This window comes from Alsobacter ponti (assembly GCF_024294805.1).
Classification (GTDB): Bacteria; Pseudomonadota; Alphaproteobacteria; order Rhizobiales; family Beijerinckiaceae; genus Alsobacter; species Alsobacter ponti.
The window spans coordinates 390705-408899 of sequence record NZ_JANCLU010000001.1 but is presented as its reverse complement, the minus strand read 5'-3'; the positions used below and the strand labels follow the sequence as shown (position 1 = coordinate 408899).

Annotated in this window: 14 protein-coding genes; 6 read left to right on the top strand and 8 right to left on the bottom strand. The window is 68.2% G+C overall.

All coding sequences use genetic code 11. The features are described 5' to 3' along the window. Positions 1-10: 10 nt before the first annotated feature. Both glf and NK718_RS01970 read right to left on the bottom strand, forming a co-directional pair. On the bottom strand, positions 11-1141 hold the full coding sequence (glf, locus tag NK718_RS01975; protein ID WP_254738062.1) for a UDP-galactopyranose mutase: 1131 nt from the start codon (positions 1139-1141) through the stop codon (positions 11-13). Next, the gene (locus NK718_RS01970) at positions 1134-2270 is read right to left on the bottom strand and encodes a glycosyltransferase family 1 protein (protein WP_254738060.1); all 1137 of its coding nucleotides are present in this window, start codon (positions 2268-2270) and stop codon (positions 1134-1136) included. The genes glf and NK718_RS01970 overlap by 8 nt, the downstream gene beginning before the upstream one ends. A gap of 463 nt (positions 2271-2733) precedes the next feature. On the opposite strand from NK718_RS01970, the gene NK718_RS01965 reads away from it, so the two are divergent. Both NK718_RS01965 and NK718_RS01960 read left to right on the top strand, forming a co-directional pair. Beyond that, the gene (locus NK718_RS01965; RefSeq protein WP_254738058.1) at positions 2734-3114 is read left to right on the top strand and encodes a PRC-barrel domain-containing protein; all 381 of its coding nucleotides are present in this window, start codon (positions 2734-2736) and stop codon (positions 3112-3114) included. A gap of 67 nt (positions 3115-3181) precedes the next feature. Beyond that, positions 3182-5917, top strand: coding sequence for a glycoside hydrolase family 2 protein (locus NK718_RS01960; protein WP_254738056.1), 2736 nt, complete (start codon positions 3182-3184; stop codon positions 5915-5917). 54 nt (positions 5918-5971) lie between these two features. On the opposite strand, the gene NK718_RS01955 is transcribed toward NK718_RS01960, so the two are convergent. Then, complete coding sequence (locus NK718_RS01955) at positions 5972-6241, bottom strand: hypothetical protein (protein ID WP_254738054.1); 270 nt, start codon at positions 6239-6241, stop codon at positions 5972-5974. Positions 6242-6407: 166 nt separating this feature from the next. On the opposite strand from NK718_RS01955, the gene NK718_RS01950 reads away from it, so the two are divergent. Then, positions 6408-7730, top strand: a complete 1323-nt coding sequence (locus NK718_RS01950) for a family 1 glycosylhydrolase (RefSeq protein WP_254738019.1) — start codon at positions 6408-6410, stop codon at positions 7728-7730. 1 nt (position 7731) lies between these two features. Here NK718_RS01950 and NK718_RS01945 read toward each other — a convergent pair whose 3' ends face one another. Both NK718_RS01945 and NK718_RS01940 read right to left on the bottom strand, forming a co-directional pair. Then, a complete protein-coding gene (locus NK718_RS01945; protein ID WP_254738017.1) occupies positions 7732-10176 on the bottom strand; it encodes a PAS domain-containing protein in 2445 nt (814 codons plus the stop codon). A 225-nt stretch (positions 10177-10401) separates the two neighbouring features. After that, positions 10402-10584 carry a hypothetical protein gene (locus tag NK718_RS01940; RefSeq protein WP_254738015.1) on the bottom strand — a complete coding sequence of 61 codons (183 nt, stop codon included), beginning with the start codon at positions 10582-10584 and terminating at the stop codon, positions 10402-10404. Positions 10585-10795: 211 nt separating this feature from the next. Here NK718_RS01940 and NK718_RS01935 point away from each other — a divergent pair, with 211 nt between their 5' ends. Then, positions 10796-11320, top strand: coding sequence for a hypothetical protein (locus NK718_RS01935; RefSeq protein ID WP_254738013.1), 525 nt, complete (start codon positions 10796-10798; stop codon positions 11318-11320). A gap of 15 nt (positions 11321-11335) precedes the next feature. Here the strand turns inward: NK718_RS01935 and ligD are convergent, their stop codons facing one another. Both ligD and ku read right to left on the bottom strand, forming a co-directional pair. Then, a complete protein-coding gene (gene ligD, locus NK718_RS01930; RefSeq protein ID WP_254738011.1) occupies positions 11336-13993 on the bottom strand; it encodes a DNA ligase D in 2658 nt (885 codons plus the stop codon). A 3-nt stretch (positions 13994-13996) separates the two neighbouring features. Continuing rightward, positions 13997-15034 (bottom strand): non-homologous end joining protein Ku, encoded by a 1038-nt coding sequence (gene ku / locus NK718_RS01925; RefSeq protein WP_254738009.1) that lies wholly within the window; start codon positions 15032-15034, stop codon positions 13997-13999. 468 nt (positions 15035-15502) lie between these two features. On the opposite strand from ku, the gene NK718_RS01920 reads away from it, so the two are divergent. Together NK718_RS01920 and NK718_RS01915 are read left to right on the top strand one after the other, a co-directional pair. After that, entirely contained in the window at positions 15503-16216 is a 714-nt protein-coding gene (locus NK718_RS01920; RefSeq protein WP_254738007.1) for an outer membrane protein, read from the top strand. Positions 16217-16393: 177 nt separating this feature from the next. Beyond that, complete coding sequence (locus NK718_RS01915) at positions 16394-17461, top strand: sensor histidine kinase (protein ID WP_254738005.1); 1068 nt, start codon at positions 16394-16396, stop codon at positions 17459-17461. Here the strand turns inward: NK718_RS01915 and NK718_RS01910 are convergent. Further along, complete coding sequence (locus tag NK718_RS01910) at positions 17453-17863, bottom strand: response regulator (protein WP_254738003.1); 411 nt, start codon at positions 17861-17863, stop codon at positions 17453-17455. The two genes, NK718_RS01915 and NK718_RS01910, sit on opposite strands and share 9 nt — an antisense overlap. Positions 17864-18195: the final 332 nt, after the last annotated feature.

The window sequence follows — 18195 nt, the reverse complement described above, 5'->3', positions numbered from 1 at the left end:
GCGGCGGCCGTCAGCCGCCCGCCGCCATGGCTCCTTCCCGCGTGGCCGGCTCGCCGGCCTGGATCCGCTGGAACGTGGCGAGCGCCTGCCCCACCACCTGGTCCATGTTGTAGTAGCGATACGTCGCCAACCGCCCGACGAACCAGACGTCCGGAGTGGCCCGCGCGAGCGCTTCGTACTGCTTGTAGAGCTCGGCGTTCTTCGGCATCGGGATCGGATAGTAGGGATCGCCCGACGCGCGCGGGTACTCGTAGGTCAGGCTCGTCTTGGGATGGCTCTGGCCCGTGAGGTGCTTGTACTCGGTGACGCGCGTGTAGTCCTCGGTCTGCGGGTAGTTCACCACCGCCACCTTCTGGAACCACTCCTGGTCGAGCGTGACGTGCTTGAACTCCAGCGACCGGTAGGGAAGCTTCCCGAACCGGAAGTCGAAGAACTCGTCGACCGGGCCGGTGTAGATCACCCGGCGGTGCGGCACGAGGTCGCGGATCTCCTGGTAGCTCGTCTGGGTCATCACCTTGATGTTGGGGTGATCCAGCATCCGCTCGAACATGCGCGTGTAGCCGTGCAGCGGCATGAACTGGAACGTGTCGCCGAAGTAGCGGTCGTCCCGGTTGGTCCGCACCGGCACCCGCGCCGTCACCGACTTGTCGAGCTGCGAGGGGTCGAGCCCCCACTGCTTGCGCGTATAGCCGCGGAAGAACTTTTCGTAGAGATCGCGGCCGACGCGGCCGACCACCACGTCCTCGGACGTGCGGACCTCCGCAGCGGGCTCGGCGCGCGAGGCGAAGAAGTCCTCAACCTGGTCCTCCGTGAGGGACAGGCCGTAGAGCCCGTTCACCGTGTCGAGGTTGATGGGGATGGGCAGCAGCTGGCCGTCCACCATCGCCAGCACGCGATGCTCGTAGAACCGCCACTGCGTGAACTGCGAGAGGTGATCGAAGATCGCCTGCGAGTTGGTGTGGAAGATGTGCGGACCGTACTGGTGGATCAGCAGCCCGGCCTCGTCATGCCGGTCATAGGCGTTGCCGCCGATGTGGGGCCGCTTGTCGATGACGAGAACCCTGTCCCCGCGCACCTTCGCCAGGCGCTCCGCGAGCGTGCTGCCCGCGAAGCCGGCGCCGACGATCAGCCAATCAAACATGGACCGCGCCTTCCGCCGTCGCCGCGGGACGCTGGCCGCGTCGCTCGCCGGCCGCGCTCTTGGCCAGCACGACGTCGCGCATCATCTTCTGCATGGAAGCCCAGGTCTTGTCCCACGATCCGGCCGCGAGATGCCGGTCGACCTTGGCCAGCCACGCCTCGCGTGGCCGCTCCATCAGCATCGCAGCCTTGTCGACGAAGTCCCGCGGCCCGTCGGCGATCTCCACGAGGCCGTTGTCGCCATAGGGCCGAACCACGTCGCGGATCGCCGTGGAGACCACCGGCGCGCCGGCGGCCAGGAACTCGGGCGTTTTCGTCGGGCTGATGAACCGCGTGGCCTCGTTCAGCGCGAACGGCATGATGCCGACATCCCACCCCGCGAGGTAGTCCGGCAGGCGCTGGTAGTCCTTGCCGCCGAGCCAATGAATGTTGTCGCGACGGGGCAGCGAAGCCGGGTCGATCTTCACCACCGGCCCGAGCATGACGAAGTGCCAGTCCGGACGCAGCCCCGCCGCCTCGGCCACGAGCTCGACATCCATGCGCTCGTCGATGACGCCGAAGAAGCCGAGACGGGGATGCGGAATCGAAGCCTGGTCGGCCGGGTCTTCGCGGCCCTCGCGGCGAGCGCGGGCGAAATGGGCCGCGTCGATGCTGGACGGGAAAGCATGGACGCTGCGGTGGCGGCCCTTCTTGGCCTCGTACAGGCTGACGCCGCCCGTGAACACGAGATCGGCCTGCTTGAACAGCCGCCGCTCCATCAGCGGCAGCAGGACGGGAGCGTTCTTGAACGCGGTGAGCTCGTCCATGCAGTCATAGACGACGACCTTGGCCGTGAGGTGCGAGCTGAAGGCCATCGCCATCGGCGAGTAATACCAGAGCGCGGAAGGCTGGCCCGTTTCGGCCAGCATGGCGTCGAGCAGCTTGCGCTGCGCCGCCATCGTGCCGCGTTCGCTCAGGCCCTCCGGCAACACGGGCGTCGCGACCGTGACGCCGCCGCCCTTCGCCGCCATGTCGAGCCGGGGCTCGGCGATGGCCTCCACGATGGGCTCCTCGAAGACGATGACGCGGTACGTCCTCGCCGCGCGGCTCAGCAGATGCTGCGGCCGCTGCCAGACGAAATCCCATCGCAAATGTGAAAAGCAAAGGAACAGGGGCTTGGGGTGGGCGATTGCACGAAGGGAAAGGCTGCTGCTGGAACCGGGCGGTGTCGCGCTATGCATGGCTGACCACTGTCCTTATTCAAAAAAAGATTGCACGCCCAGGCGCACGGCGCCTGCGTTTACGAGCTCTCGGAAAGCCGGAAGCGTTGATCCCGGACGAGCGGGCTTGGAGTTAACGTCGCCGCCGGAGCGAAGTTCCCGGCCGAACAGCCCCGCACTCGGGCCAAAGCGAAGCGGAAAAACGGCCTCATCGCGACCGTCCACATCCTTACCAAAGCAAGCTTGAACTTCGCCATGTCATTGAAAAGCCGCAAGATTTCTGTGTCTGGCCGGGTTTACACGGATGGCCTCGAGCGCCGTGGACCGCTATTCGTCGATTGACCGAAGGGAACCTTGGCCGTTGCGACACGTTGAGCACTTCCAGGAGGCGGCAATGATGATTGCGGCACGGCGGCCCGGCCACTGGGCCTGGCGCCACGGCGAGCTCCCGCCAGAGTGTCCTCCCTGCCTGAACAAGACGGTGCGCTGCGCCGGCGGTCACGCCGTGGGCAAGCTTGTCGATCTCGTGATCGACGACGCGACCGGCCGCGTCCTGTTCGCCGTGGTCTGCTTCGGCAGCATGCCGCGCGTGGGCGACGACTGCCGCGTCATTCCTTTCGAAACGTGCCGGCACGACCCCTCGAGCGACTGCATCACCGTGTCCCTGCCCCGCGAGACGCTGCGCGACGCGCCGATCTATTTGCCGGATCACGAGGCGATGGACGACGACTGGTGGGTGCGGGTCGACGCCTACTACCAGGCCCACCGCTCCTGAGGGACGCGCCCCGCGCGACCGACGCCTCTCCCCCCTTCCGCACACGACACTCCGCCGGGATCCGTTCATGACTTCCGAAATCTGCCTCGATGGCCAGTGGGACTTCCTGTACGTCGCCGACGACCGGCAGGTGGAGCCGGTGACGGTGCGCCGGATCGCCGTGCCGGGCCCCTGGCAGGCGCAGTTCCCGGATCTGCGCATGCGCGCCGGCATCGGCATCTACCGGCGCGAGTTCGACGTTCCGGTGGGCTTCAAGTCCGGCCGCCTGTTCCTGCACTTCGGGGCGGTGTTCCACCATACCAAGGCATGGCTCAACGGCACGCCGATCGGCGAGCACCGCGGCGGCTTCCTGCCCTTCGCTTTCGACGTCAGCGAGTACCTCGTCGAGGGCCGCAACGAATTGAAGGTCCGCGTCGAGAGCCCCACCGACAACCCCGCCGCGTTCCCGGAAGCGCCCTTCGCGGAGATCCCGTTCGGCAAGCAGAGCTGGTACGGCCCGCTCTCCGGGATCTGGCAGTCGGTGACGATCCAGCGGCGCAATCCGGACCATATGTCGCGGCTGCGCATCGCTTCCGACCTGGGAACGGGGGAGGTCCGCGCCACCGTGTTCTTCCATCGCGCGCTGGCCGCCCAGCACACGCTGAAGCTGCGGGTGGTCGGACCCGATGGCCGCGTGGCGGCGTCCGCGTCCGAGCCGGTGATGCCGGGAGACGAGGAGTTCTCGCTGGTCCTGACCGTCCCCGACGTGCGCCCCTGGTCGCCCGAGAAGCCGAACCTCTACCGTCTCGAGGCGTCGCTCGACCGGGACGGCGCGGTCCTCGACGAGAAGAGCGACCGCTTCGGCTTCCGCACGGTCGAGACGCGCAACGGCCGCATCTACCTCAACGGCGAGCCGATCTTCCTGCGCGCCGCGCTGGACCAGGACTACTACCCCGACACGATCTGCACAGTCCCCTCGGTGGAGTTCCTCGAGGACCAGTTCCGCAAGGCGAAGGAGCTGGGCCTGAACTGCCTGCGCTGCCACATCAAGGCGGCCGATCCCCGCTATTACGAGGTCGCCGACCGCATCGGCCTGCTGATCTGGACCGAGCTGCCGAATGGCGGCCTGTCGACGGAGCGCTCCCGCCAGCGCAAGGAAACGCTGCTGAAGGGCATTGTCGACAGGGACGGCAACCACCCTTCCATCATCATCTGGACGATCATCAACGAGAACTGGGGCGTCGACCTCGTCCACGACGGCGACCATCGCGCCTGGCTGAAGCGCACCTATGCGTGGCTGAAGGCCTACGATCCCTCGCGCCTCGTGGTCGACAACTCGCCGCTGGCGCCCAGCTTCCACGTCGAGACGGACATCGCGGACTACCACTTCTACGCCGCCTTCCCCGACAACAGGCGGGCCTGGGACGCCTTCGTCGACGAACTGGCGAGCCGCGCGTCCTGGCTCTACAGCCCGGAGGGAGACGCCGTAATCCGCGGCAGCGAGCCGCTGATGTGCTCGGAGTTCGGCAACTGGGGCCTGCCCCACCCCGACGACCTGCGCGACGCCGACGGACGCGAGCCCTGGTGGTTCGAGACCGGCCACGACTGGGGCGAGGGCGTGATGTACGCCCACGGCATCGAGAACCGCTTCGCCGACTGGAGCCTCGACCGCGTGTTCGGCGACCTGCGCGGCTTCGTCGTGGCCGCGCAGTGGCAGCAGTACCGGGCGTTGAAATACGAGATCGAGACGATGCGCCGCCGGCCGGCGCTCGGCGGCTATGTCATCACCGAGTTCACCGACGCCCATTGGGAGTCGAACGGCTTGCTCGACATGCGCCGGAATCCGCGCGTCTTCCACGGCGAGTTCGCGCGCATCAACGCCGACACCGTCGTGGTGCCGCGCTGGGAGCGCATGTCGTACTGGTCGGGCGAGACGATGAACATCGACCTCACGGTCGCCCACGGCGCCGGCCCCGTGCTGGACGGCTGCCGCGTGGAGCTCAGCATTGACGGAGAGTCGGCCCGCAGCTGGGCCGTGCCGGCGCTCCCGCCGGGCGAGGTGGCGGACATCGGCGTGGTCGGCGTTCAGCTTCCCGACGCAACTTCGGCGCGCGGCGTGGCGCTCGACTTCCGCCTCGTCGACGACGAGGGAACGGTTCTCGCCGAGAACCGCATCGCGCCCGCGCTGCATCCCCGCCCTTCGGGCGGCGCGCTCGCCGACGTGGTCGTGTGGTCGCCGGAAGCCGACATCCGCGAGCGCCTCGCCCTGCTCGGCTATCGGCTGGCCCCCTCGATGCGGGAAGCGGAACTCGTGGTCGCTACGGAAGTGGACCGCGCCATCGTGGCGTGGGTGCGCGAGGGCGGCCGCCTCGTCTACCTGCCGACCGGCGAGGGCCAGCTCTACCCGTTCTTCCCGCACTGGCAGAACGTCCGGGTCGTGGCCCGCGACGGCACGCTGTGGGCGGGCGACTGGGCGTCGACCTTCGCCTGGCTGGTGCGCAGCGGAGCTTTCGCGGATTTCCCCGGCGGCCCGCTGATCGATGAGACGTTCGATCGCGTCATTCCCACCCATGTCATGGTGGGCTGCAACCTGCTCGACTTCCACTCCCGCGTTCACGCCGGCATGGTCATCGGGTGGATCCACAAGCCCGTCGCGCTGTCGGTCGAGCGCGCCTACGGCAAGGGCAAGTTCGTCGCGTCGACTTTCCGGGTGCTCCGCGATCGCGCCGGCGAAGATCCGACCGCCACGCTGCTCCTGCATCGGCTGATCGGGCTTGCGGCCGCCCGCATGGCGGCCCACGCCAACGACGAGGAGGCCGCCTGACCCCTGAGCCCCGGCGCGCCGGGTGACGGCGCGACCTCGGCCGACAGGTTGGATTCAGCGGCGGCGGTCCCGCGCCCCGGAGCGGACGGGAACAGGGCGCGGATCGTCGGCCGGCGCGGTGGACAACATGGCCCCGGTCGCAAGGCTCACGCACCCCATCAGCAGGAGCATGACCGCCATCGCGCCGCCCTCCGTGGTGGCCGCGATGCTGCGCAGCCCGCTCACGTCGAGCACGAGGATGGCGGCGACGAAGGCAAAGCCGATGACCGCGCCCAGCCCGAAATTCATCCCGACGAAACGGGCGATCCTCTTCCGGTCGTCCATGACAAGCGCTCCGCGTGAGACCTGCCCGACAACGGAGAGCCGCGAACGCTGTTCCCGGTGAGTCAAATTGTCGCCGTTTGTATGCGCGTCCCGCTGTTGGAACGCGGCGCGGCCTGGGCCGTTGACAGACCGAAAGCGGCGCTGCGCGCCGGCCGGCGGGACTGACATGGCCGTAGCCCCCTTCTTCATGTTCGCGACCGGGATCGAGAACAGCCAGCCGACCATCCACGGCGGGGCCACCCGCGTCGATGAAATGGAGAAGTGCGGACATTACGAGCACTGGCGCGAGGACTTTGCGCTCGTTTCGGAAATCGGCGTCAAGATGCTGCGCTACGGACCGCCCTACTACCGCGTCAATCCCGCCGCCGACCGCTATGACTGGAGCTTCACCGACGAGGCCTTCGAGGAAATTCGCCGGCTCGGCATCGTGCCGATCGTCGACCTCTGCCACTTCGGCGTGCCCGACTGGATCGGCAATTTCCAGAACCCCGACTTTCCGGGCGCGTTCGCCAAGTACGCCCGCGCCTTCGCGGAACGCTACCCTTGGGTTCAGCTCTATACGCCGGTGAACGAGATGTTCATCTGCGCCACCTTCTCGGCGGCCTATGGATGGTGGAACGAGCAGCTGACCGGCGACGGGCCATTCGTGACGGCGCTGAAGACCATCGTGAAGGCCAACGTGCTCGCCATGCACGCCATCCTCGACGTGCGGCCGGACGCGATTTTCGTGCAGAGCGAGTCGTCGGAATATTTCCACGCCGAAGGCCCTTCGGCCATCGCCCATGCCGAGACGATGAACTCCCGGCGCTTTCTCTCGCTGGACCTGAACTACGGCATCCGCGTCAACTCGGACATGTACGAGTTCCTGCTCGACAACGGCATGACGCGGGCCGAGTACGCGTTCTTCATGAACAACACCCTCAAGCATCACTGCATCATGGGGAACGACTACTACGTCACCAACGAGCACCGCGTGATGGCCGACGGCTCCACCCGCGCCGCCATGGAGGTGTTCGGCTACAACGAGATCACCCGCCAGTACTACGACCGCTACCGCCTGCCCGTGATGCACACCGAGACCAACATCTCGCAGGGCAAGCTTGGCGACGAGGCGGTGAACTGGCTTTGGAAGCAGTGGGCCAACGTGCTGCGCGTTCGCAACAGCGGCGTGCCCATCGTGGGCTTCACCTGGTACTCGCTGACCGACCAGGTCGACTGGGACACGGCGCTTCGGGAGCCCAACGGTCGCGTCAACCCGCTCGGCCTCTACGACCTCGACCGCAAGATCCGGCCGGTGGGGCGCGCCTACCGCAAGCTCATCGAGGACTGGAACACGGTGCTTCCTGCCCAGAGCGTGTGCCTCGGCGTGCCGCTGGTGATGCCTGAGTCCACCGACGATCAGTGGGCCGTGGAGCGCCGCGAGCAGTTCCGCGAGCAGCGGGAAGCCCGACGCCGCGCCAACGAGGGCGCGGTCAGCACGAACCCCTGACTCAGCCGGCCCATATCTTCATCGGCCGCGGGGCGTCGCCCGGCTTGCTCAGATAGGTGTCGGGCACCTCGAGCCGCCACACCAGCCCCTCGGAAGCAAGGTCGAGCGTCGCCGCGCCGCCGAGGCCTCGCGGCACCAGGCGCTCCAGCACGGCATGGCCAAAACCCTTCCGCTCTGGCCGCTGCACCGCCGGGCCGCCGCGCTCCACCCACTCGAAGTGGAAGCGGCCTTCGCCCGGCCCCGTGGTTCGCCACCAGGTGACGAAGACCCGGCCCTTGTCGTCGGACAGCGCGCCGTACCGCGCCGAGTTGGTGGACAGTTCGTGCAGGGCAAGGCCGATCTGCTGCGCCGCTTCCGGCTCGAGCAGCAATTCGGGCCCGTCCAGCACGATCCGCGTTCCGATCACGTCGCTGTAGTGATCGAGTTGCGAGCGGACCAATTCCGCGACGAGGGCGCCCTCCCAGTTCTCGTCGACCAGGATGTCGAGCGACCGCGCCAGTCCGAGGAGGCGGCCGGAAAAGCGGGCCTCGAAGTCCCGCGCCGACGAACTGGCGGTCAACGTCTGGCGGGCCATCGCCTGCACCACCGCCAGCAGGTTCTTGGTCCGGTGCGTCAGCTCGCGCAGGAGGACGCGATTGTGCAGCTCGCGTTGACGCCGTTCGGTGACGTCCACCGCCGCGCCGAGCAGGCCGTTCACTTCGCCAATCTCGTCGCGCTGCGCCTCGACGCGCACGAAATACCAGCGGTCACCGTCGGGAAGGATATAGCGGAATTCCCCGTGCTGCGGTTCTCCGGAACTCAACGCCGTCATCTTGAACTGGCGCATCCTCGAGGCAAGCTCGGGAACCAGGATCTCGTCCTCCGTGCGCCCGACGATGGACTCGCCGTCGGGGCCCTTGGTGTCGGAGCTGAGCCATGTGAAACGCAGGTCGCGATCCTGCGTGAAGACGGTGACGTCCGCTCCCCGCAAGGCGATCTGGAACCGCTGGATGGTCTGGTCGAGCTCGTCCGTCAGCGCGCGCAGGCGATGCTCCGAGGTTTTCTCGCGCGTCACATCGACGGCGCAGCCGATGAGCGTGGTCTGTCCGGCCCCGCCGTCGCGCAGGCGCTCGACGCGCAGCTTCATCCATCGTTCAGCGCCGTCGGCGAGCCGGAGCACCGGCAGGTCCGCGACGATGGGCTCTCCGTCGCGCGCGACGCTCGCCTTGATGGCCGTGACCCGGGCGGCGACATCTGCCGGCAGGAAGTCCTCGTCGCGCAGGCCGATCAGCGAAGCGGCCGGTCGGCCCAGGAAATCCGGGCTCGCGAAGGTGATCCGGCGGTCGGGCCCCTCGGTGAAAACGAAGATGTCGGCCCCGCGCATGGCTACGTCGAGACGCCGCAACGTTTCGGCGAGTTCCCGGCTGGTCTCCGCGCTGCGGCGCTCGGCCTCCCGCTCGGAGGTGACGTCGATCACTGCGCCGACGATCCCGACCACCCGGCCGTCCTCGTCGCGCAGCGGCTCGGCGCGCGAGCGGAACCAGCGCTGCTCGCCATCGACCCTCGCGCCGTACTGATAATCCTGCGCCTCTTCTGTCGCCAGCACGGCTTCCTTCACCGGCGCGACCGCGGCGGCGACGTCGGGGTCGAACACCTCCTCCTCGCGCTTGCCGATGACCCAGGACGGAGACGCGCCGAGAATGTCGCGGCTGCTCCACGTGAATCGTCGCTCGGCATCCTGGGAGAACACGACGACGTTGGCGGCCCGCAGCGCCACCTGGAAGCGCATCACGGTTTCCGCCAGCTCCTCGGTCCGCGTGGCGACCTGGTCCTCCAAGCCGATATTCGCCTGCCGCAATTGCGTCTGGCTGGAACTGAGCTGGCGCATGAAGCGGTAGGTGTTGGTGACCTGGTGGAGGCCGAAGACGAGAATGGCGAATGCCGCGCCCATGGCCGCGTAGAGCTGGCGGCGCGAGGCCGTTTCGTACTCGGTCTCGGCGGCCTCGCGCGACCGTTCGTTGCCGGCGATGAAGTCGCCCAGAACGCCCTTCAATTCGACCATCGGATCGGCCTGCGCTTCCTGGCGCAGGCGTTCGACCGCCGTATCGTTGCGGCCCTCCCCCACCAGCGCGACGATATGTCCGGCCCGGACGATCTGATCGCGCACGAGGCCCTGCAGGCGCTCCAGCCTTTGACGCTGCTCGCCGGCCATGGTGAGCGGCTCCAGCCCGTCGACGAGCCGGGTCAGCTCCTCGCTGGCAGTGCGGAACGAGCCGCGAAGACCGTCGTCGCCGGTCAGCACGTAGCCGCGTTCGGCGGCTTCCATTTCGTTGAGGATCGAGGCGGCGCGCAGGGCCTGCTGCCCCACGAGGTTGGCCCGGCTGAAATTGAGCATCTGCCGATTGGTGTCGTTCACCGCCAGGCCCACCGCAAAGGCGGCGAGCAGCAGCAGCAGGACTCCGATCACCGAGAACAGCCCGCCGTAACGTAGCTGAAGCCGTTCGCCTGCGGGGATCCGTCCAGACGCAAGCCGGAACGCGCTCCGACCGGTCGCCAGTCGGCCCGTGTTCTTGTCGCTCATTCTCCACAGGCCCTGTCAGGCGGAACGCGGCATGCGGCGAACGGTCGTGTTCCCGCCTTCTTCAACGAACAAACGCGATCTTGGTTCCGATCCGCGCGATCTTCTCGGCCTCTATCGCCAGCTGGTGCCGACGGTGAAGTACAGGATGACGAACGCCACAAGCAGAAGCGCGAGAGCCGTGAAGAGCACGTAGCGTACGTTGTGTCCCGTGACCGCCTGGCGGGCTTCGTTGACGTTCGCTCGCTGCGGCTCCTCCGCGCCGCGGATCGGCCGAGCCTGATGGTTCGTGTCCATGAAACACTCCCGTTCTTTGCCCGTGTCTGGCGCATGGGCTTTGGCGCGCGGCGCGCCTCGCCCTGGGCTGGGGCAACGTCACCATCCGGGCGAGGTTCCGGCGCCGCGCGGCCGCCGAAGCGCGGCGGGCCGATCCGGGAACTATGACGTAAGCATGACGTTCTGAGAGCCTGTCGGCGGCCCCAGGGTCGCGTTGTCGCCCGAGGCCACAATGTCCATTCACGCGTTCCCGCCCCAAGTCCATGTTCTGCTGCCGCCGACGGCGCTGTTCGTCGTCAACCTGTTTCGCCGCTTCGACCGCTTCCGTCACGGCTACGACCAGGCGCATCTCGACGCGGCCGACGCCAGCGTCCGCGAGCGGCTCGGCGAACGTTCCGCCGACGGCGTGATGTCGGACGCGCTCATGGTCGACAACGAGCTGCGGCTGCGCACGTCGGGCGCGTTCAGTTTCAATCCCGACGGATCGCCGCAGGCCACGCCCGACGAACTCTCCCTGCTGAGCATGATCGCCGCCATGCAGACCGGCCACTACCGCGTCGCGGCGGAGTGCGCGGTGGAGCTCGACATCATCCAGTCCCGCACCATGCTGATGCTGGCGCATCGCCTCGGCAGCCGCCTCGCCGCGGCGGGCCTGCGGCTCGACACCGGCGTTCTGCAGCCGAGCTGGACGGCCGACCGCGAGACGCCACCCCCGCCGCGCGCGTCGAGCAACGAACCGCACCTCCATCTCGTCTGAGGCCGCGCGGGCGTCCTAGAGCCGCCCGCGTCCGCGCGGGGCGGCGGCTCGCGCTCCGGGAGCCGGCAGCGCCTGGTCGACCTTGAAGAAATCGCCCCACGGGTCGGCCCGCAGGCTGTCCAGCCGGTTCAGCAGGTTCCCGACCCGGAACCGGTCCGGACGGATCGCCGGCCCGAGCTCCGACCAGTCGAGCGGCGTCGCGACGGGCGCGCCCGGCCGGGCTCGGGTCGAATACGCGCCGATCGCCGTGGCGCCCCTGCCGTTGCGCAGGAAGTCGACGAAGATCCGCCCCTGGCGGCGCGCCTTGGCGAGTTGCGCCGTGTAGGCGTTCGGCTCGTCTTTCGCCAGCCCTTCGGCGATGGAGCGCGCGAAAGTCTTCGCTGTCTCCCAGTCGTTCTCGGGACGGATCGGTACGACCACGTGCAGCCCCTTGCCGCCGGTCGTCTTGACGAAGCTGCGCAAGCCCAGCGCCGCGAGGCGGTCGCGCACGGCGAGCGCCCCGGCGATGACGCGCTCCCAATCGACGTCCTCCGCCGGATCGAGGTCGAAGGTCAGCATGTCGGGCCGTTCGATGGCGTCGATCCGGGAGCCCCAGGGGTGGATCTCCAGCACGCCGGCCTGCACCAGCGCCATGAGCCCGTCGACGTCGCGGATCACCAGCACGACGTCCCCCTGCCCGTCCGGCAGGCGCTCGACCGACTTGTCGAGGCCGGCCCAGGCATGTTTCTGAAAGAAGCACTCGGCCCCGACCCCGCCCGGGCAGCGAACCAGGCTCAGCGGACGATCGACGACGAACGGCGCGATCCAGCGCCACGCGTCGAGATAGAAGTCGGCGAGGCCCTGCTTGGTCACGCCCGCGTCCGGCCACAGCACCCGGTCCGGATGGGTAAGGCGGATGCGCGTGGCCGGAGCCGGATTGACGGAGGCCGGAGCCGGCGGGTCGGCCGCGAGTTCGCGAACCACTTCGCTGGCCGGCTTGTCGCGGCGCAGCCCGTGGAAGACGGGGTGGCGCAGGCTGGCGCCGGCAGTCCAGCCGCGAAACTCGACCTCGGCGACCAGCGTCGGCCGCACCCAGCGGACGCCGCGCTTCGCCTCGGCCGGCAGCGGCTCAGCGAACGGAGGCGCGTCGGCCCGCAGGCGCTCCAGTTCATCCCACAGGGCGACTGACGCCGCTTCCGACAGGCCCGATCCGACCTTCCCGGCGTAGACCAGGCGGCCGTCCTGATACGCCCCGACGGCGAGCGCCCCCACCGCGCGCCGCGCGGTGGTCGACCGCGTGTAGCCGCCGATGACGAACTCCTGCCGCGCGGCGCACTTGGACTTGACCCAGTCGCCGGTGCGGCCGGAGCGATAGGGCGCGTCGCGGCGCTTCGACACCACGCCCTCCAGGCTGAGCCGGCAGGCATGGCGCAGCAGCGTCGGACCGCCCTCCTCCATGTGCTCGCTGTAGCGCAGAGCGCCGGCGCGGCCTTGCCCCAGCAACTCTTCCAGCTTGGCCTTGCGGGCGAGCAGCTTCTGGCGCGTGAGGTCGACGCCATCGAGGTGCAGCAGGTCGAAGGCGAAATACACGAGGCGATCGGCGCGGCCGGAGCCGAGGTCCGCCTGCAGCGCCGAGAAATCCGACGCGCCGGATTCGGCCTCCACCACCAGTTCGCCGTCGATGAGCGCCGTCTTGCACGGCAGCGCGGCGAGCTCGCGCAACGCCTCGGCGCGACCGAACTTGTCCGTCCAGTCGAGGCCGCTGCGGGTCTTCAGCGCAACCCGGCCGCGATCGACGCGGGCCTGCATGCGATAGCCGTCGAACTTGATCTCGTGCACCCACGAGTCCCCGTCGGGCGTCTCCTTGCGCAGTTCCGCCAGACAGGGCGCGATGAACGCAGGCAGCGTGCCACCGCCTGACTCCTCCTCCTCCTTCGTAGCGGACGGCTTGCGCGCGGCGGGGCGCGCCGCGCGCGCCCGGGGCTTCTCCGCGGCCCTGGACGTCGCCGCCTTGGACGTCGCCGCCTTGGCGGGGGCCTTCTTCGGGGCGGGCGTCGCGCGCGCGGCCTCGGCCTGCTCGCGGCGGGCGGCGGCCTTCGCGCCACGCCCGGCCTTTCCGCCCGGCCCGGCCACGTCCTCCACCGTGCGGCCGCTGATTACCGAGCGGGGCGCCTCGTCGACGATTTCAGGGTCGCCGACCTCGCGCGAGGCCTCGTCGCGCGACTTGATGAGCAGCCAGTTCTCGCGCTTTTCGCCGCTCTTTCCGCGGATGCGGACGAGGTGCCAGCCACCCGACAGCTTCTCGCCCTTGAGCGTGAAGTCGAGGTGCCCCTTCGCGTAGCCCTTGTGCGGGTCGCCCTCGGGGATCCATTCGCCCCGGTCCCACACGATCACTTCGCCGGCGCCGTAATTCCCCTCCGGAATCTGGCCCTCGAACGAGCCATAGTCCATCGGGTGGTCCTCGACGTGGACCGCCAGCCGCTTCTCGCCGGGCACAAGGCTCGGGCCGCGCGTGACGGCCCAGCTCTTCAGCACGCCGTCGAGTTCGAGCCGCAGGTCGTAGTGCAGCCTTGTGGCGGCGTGCTTCTGGATGACGAACGCCAGTCCCTTCGCTCGCGTCGGGCGCTTGGCCCCCGCGGGCTCGCTGGTGCTGCGGAAGTTTCGCTTGGCGCGATAGACGTCGAGTTCGGCCACGGCTCACCCCACCTTGCGCAGCCGGCCGCCGCGCTGCGGGGCCGATTTCGCGGCGGCGCTTTTGGCCGCCGCGCCCTTGCCGGCGGGCGCGGCCGGCTTGCCTGTCCGCGATTTCGACGACGACGCCGGCGCGGCCGCCGGCTTCTTGCTCCGGGCGGCGCTGTTGGCCGACTTGCTAGCGGAGGGCGCGGCGCCCCGCTTGCTCGACTTGGCGGGAGCCGGCGGCTTCGCGCGCGAGGACGACGAAGGCGCGGGCTCGCCCGCGTCCGCCTGCACGCTGCGGCGCAATGCGTCCATCAGGTTGACGACATTGCTGGGGCGGGCCGCGGGCGCGGGAAGCGCCGCCTCGCGCCCGCTCTGCTTGGCCTTCACCAGCTCGATCATCGCGTTCTCGTACCGGTCCTCGAAGGTCTCCGGCTCGAAATGACCTTCCATCTTCGAGATGATGTGCTGCGCGAGATCCAGCATCTCCGGCGGAATGGTCACGTCCGGGATCTCCTCGAAGTAAGGCTTGTCCTCGCGAACCTCGTAAGGATAGCGCAGGATCGCGGCGAACAGGCCTTTTCCGCGCGGCTCGAGCATGACGATGCGCTCGCGCCGATACAGCACCAGGCGCGCCAGCCCGACCATGCCGGTTTTCCGCATCGCCTCGCGGATCACCGCGAAGGCTTCTTCGGCGACGCGGTCCTCCGGCGCGAGATAATAAGGCGCATCGAGATAGAGCTCGTCGATCTCCGAACGAGGCACGAACCGCTCGATGTCGATCGTGTGCGTGCTCTCGATGGCGATGGCGTCGATTTCCTCGTCCTCGACCATCACGTACTCGCCCTTCGCGACCTCGTAGCCCTTCACCTGGTCCTCGGTCTCGACGACGTCGCCCGTTTCGGGATCGAACATCTGCCGTCTCAGGCGATGGCCGGTGGCGCGATTGAGCGTGTGGAACGCGACCCTGGCCGACGATTTCGCGGCCGGGTACAGCGCCACGGCGCAGGAGACGAGCGAGAGCTTCAGATAGCCTTTCCAATTGGCGCGCGGGGCCATGGCACCCTCCAGCGGACCGACGCTCCCGGGTCGCTCGCGACAGGGGCGCCGCGTGAACGCAGCCGGCCCGGGGGTCCGGACTCGCAAACGCGAGCGCTTCTGCAACGTTCCTGTCCGTCAGGGCGGCATGTCGCGTCATCCCGCGTAGGCCACGGGCAGAGAAATGCCCCTTCTCACGAATCTGTAAAGATGATGTAAGTCAATTCACAGACCGTCGACTGCGAACCATCGCAACCCAAACAGTCTTGCCGCTCTATATCGCCTTCATGGCACCGCATTCATGCCGCAATTGAAGCCAGAGCTTAGCCAACTTATGGCGATAACATGGCCTCAATTGTTGCAGATCAGGCACATACAGGCTTTTCTGAATGTACGATGCTTCGTTTTTCTTTTACCCGGGTTGTGAGAGTGTTTCGTGGGGCTTAGGTTCCAGCCTCTCGGTTCGCCAACGACACAAAGGATTGTCACATGCGTAACGCTCTCCTCGCCGCGACGGCTCTCGTCGCGGTCTCCGCCCCGGCCTTCGCGGCCGACCTTCCGAGCCGCACGATGGCTCCGGCGGCTCCGGTGGCCACCACCTACCTCCCGGTCTTCACCTGGACGGGCTTCTATGTCGGTCTGAACGCCGGCTACGGCTGGACCAACAGCAACAACATCACCGCGACCGACGGCAACGTCGTCGACATCTTCAGCACGGGCGACAACGGCGGGTTCACCGGCGGTGGCCAGCTCGGCTACAACATGCAGTACGGCCAGATCGTCTTCGGCCTCGAGACCGACATCCAGTACGCCGACTTCGGCAAGAACCGCACCTACGCCACCAGCTTCGGCCCGTACGCCTTCGCGACGGACCACGGCAACTACTTCGGCACCGTGCGCGGCCGCGTCGGCTACGCCTTCGACCGCGCCCTGCTCTACGTGACGGGCGGTCTGGCCTACGGCAACGTCGGCGAGCAGCTCGGCGGCAACGACACCAATGTCGGCTGGACGCTCGGCGGCGGTCTCGAATACGCCTTCACGAACAACTGGACCGCCAAGATCGAAGGCCTCTACGTCAGCCTCGACCGCGGCACCGGGACGCGGACGATCTACGACACGACCCCGACCGCGGTCGGCGTCGCCCGCCAGTCCGGCAACAACGAGTTCGGCGTCGTTCGCGTCGGCCTGAACTACAAGTTCTGATCCTCTTCGGATCGGAGTTTCTGGGCCCGGCGGTCTCCGCCGGGCCCGTTCTGTTTGAAACGACTGGCGCGCTATTTCGCCGCACGTTGGAACCAGAAGTGTTTCCGCGCGTTACATCGAGCTGAGACGCGAGTGGGGCCCCGCTTGCGACGTCTGCGGCGGGAACGAACGTTTCAAATGGATAGTGGGAAGCACTTCCACGAGTTGGCGAACGCCGCGCCTGTCCTGATCTGGAGGGCGGGCACCGATCGGCGCTGTAACTGGGTCAACCAGTCCTGGCTCGAATTCACCGGCCGATCGCTGGACGACGAACTGGGGGACGGCTGGACCTCCATCATTCATCCTGACGATCTCGAACGCGCGCAGGTCATTTTCGCGGCCGCCTTCGAGGAGCGCGCGACATTCGCGCGGGATTTCCGGCTGCGCCGCCACGATGGCGAATATCGCTGGTTCGTCGACAATGGCCGCCCGATCTACATCGCGGACGGCGAGTTCGGCGGTTATCTCGGCTCCTGCGTCGATATCACCGAGCGCAAGGAGGCCGAGATGCGCGCGCGCTCCGCGCTGGAGGAGGCCACCCGCGCGCTACGCCAGCGCGATGTGCTGCTGGCCGAGGTGCATCACCGCGTGAAGAACAATCTTCAGGTGATCCTCAGCCTTCTCGGGCTGCGCAGCCGCACGGTCGGGCTCGAATCGAGCCGCAAGGAACTCGAATCCATCGCCCGCCGCATCCAGACGCTCGCCTTCGTGCAGCAGGAGCTGCACGAGGACCGTGACGTCAGCCGGATCGATCTCAAGTCCTATATCGAGCGGCTCTCGCCCTCGCTCGCGCGCCTGCATCAGTGCGAGCACATCGACATTCGCGTTACGGGTCGCAACGAGACCATCGAGATGAGCCGCGCCGGGAGCGTCGGGCTGATCATCGCAGAGCTGATGTCCAACTGCTTCGGGCACGCGTTCGCCAATGGCGGCGGCACGGTGACGATCGACGTCGGCGCCACCCCGGACGGCGAAGTCGCGGTCCGGATTCAGGATACGGGTCCGGGCTTCGACCCGGAGACTCTGCTCGACCGTACGGGTATCGGCTTGCGCCTTGTGGAGAGTCTGGCGCGGCAGGTCGGCATTCGCCTGGAGTGGAATACCCGCCACGGCGGAGAGGTGGTGCTGCGCATTGCGCCCGACGGCGAGGGGCTGACCCACGCCGCGGCGCACGACGCGCACGACGCCATCGCCTCTTCAGCCTGAGGCGCCCTGCCCCCCGCGCGGCCGGCGTCCCTGCATCAACCGGTCGATCAGAGAGTTCAATTCGTCGAGCTGAAACGGCTTGGGGAGCCTTGCGGTCGGCGGATCGCCAACCGGCTCCTGCGCGCCGCCCCGGCCGATGTGACCCGTCGCAAAGACGACCGGCAGGTCAGGCCTGAGGCCCCGCAACTGGTCGGCGAGCTGGTCGCCGGGCAGGTCGGGAAGGCCGATATCCGTGATCAGCAGGTCGATGTCGTCGCGGGACGCGAATGCGTTGGCGGCTTCGCGCGCCGTCATCGCCTCGACCGTCTCGTGGCCGAGCTCCTCGAGGATGTCGACCAGCGTCAGCGCGATCAGCGGCTCGTCCTCGACGAGCAATACGGTGAAGGACGCGCCGGACGTCATCGACGCCTCCGGGCGGGGGAAGTGCATGTCATGCGCGGCACCATACGGTTTTTCGCGCGAAAGGCGAGCCCGCCTGGACGGCGTTTCCATCGAAATCGGCGAAACGTCACGGGGAGCGCCCGCTCACGAGGACCGGGGCCGGCGATCGCCGCCCGAGGGGCCGGATTGCGGGGCGTGAGACGGGACATGGGAAGGCACCCCGCCGCGCGCGCGATCCTCGTCTTCGCTCCCCGGCTGGCCCGGGCGGTGCGCCGGGTCGGGCCCGCGGGGATCGTTAGGGGGAACCTGATAGCCCGGGCGCGGCGCCTCTGACTCCCGTCGTCGCGATGCCA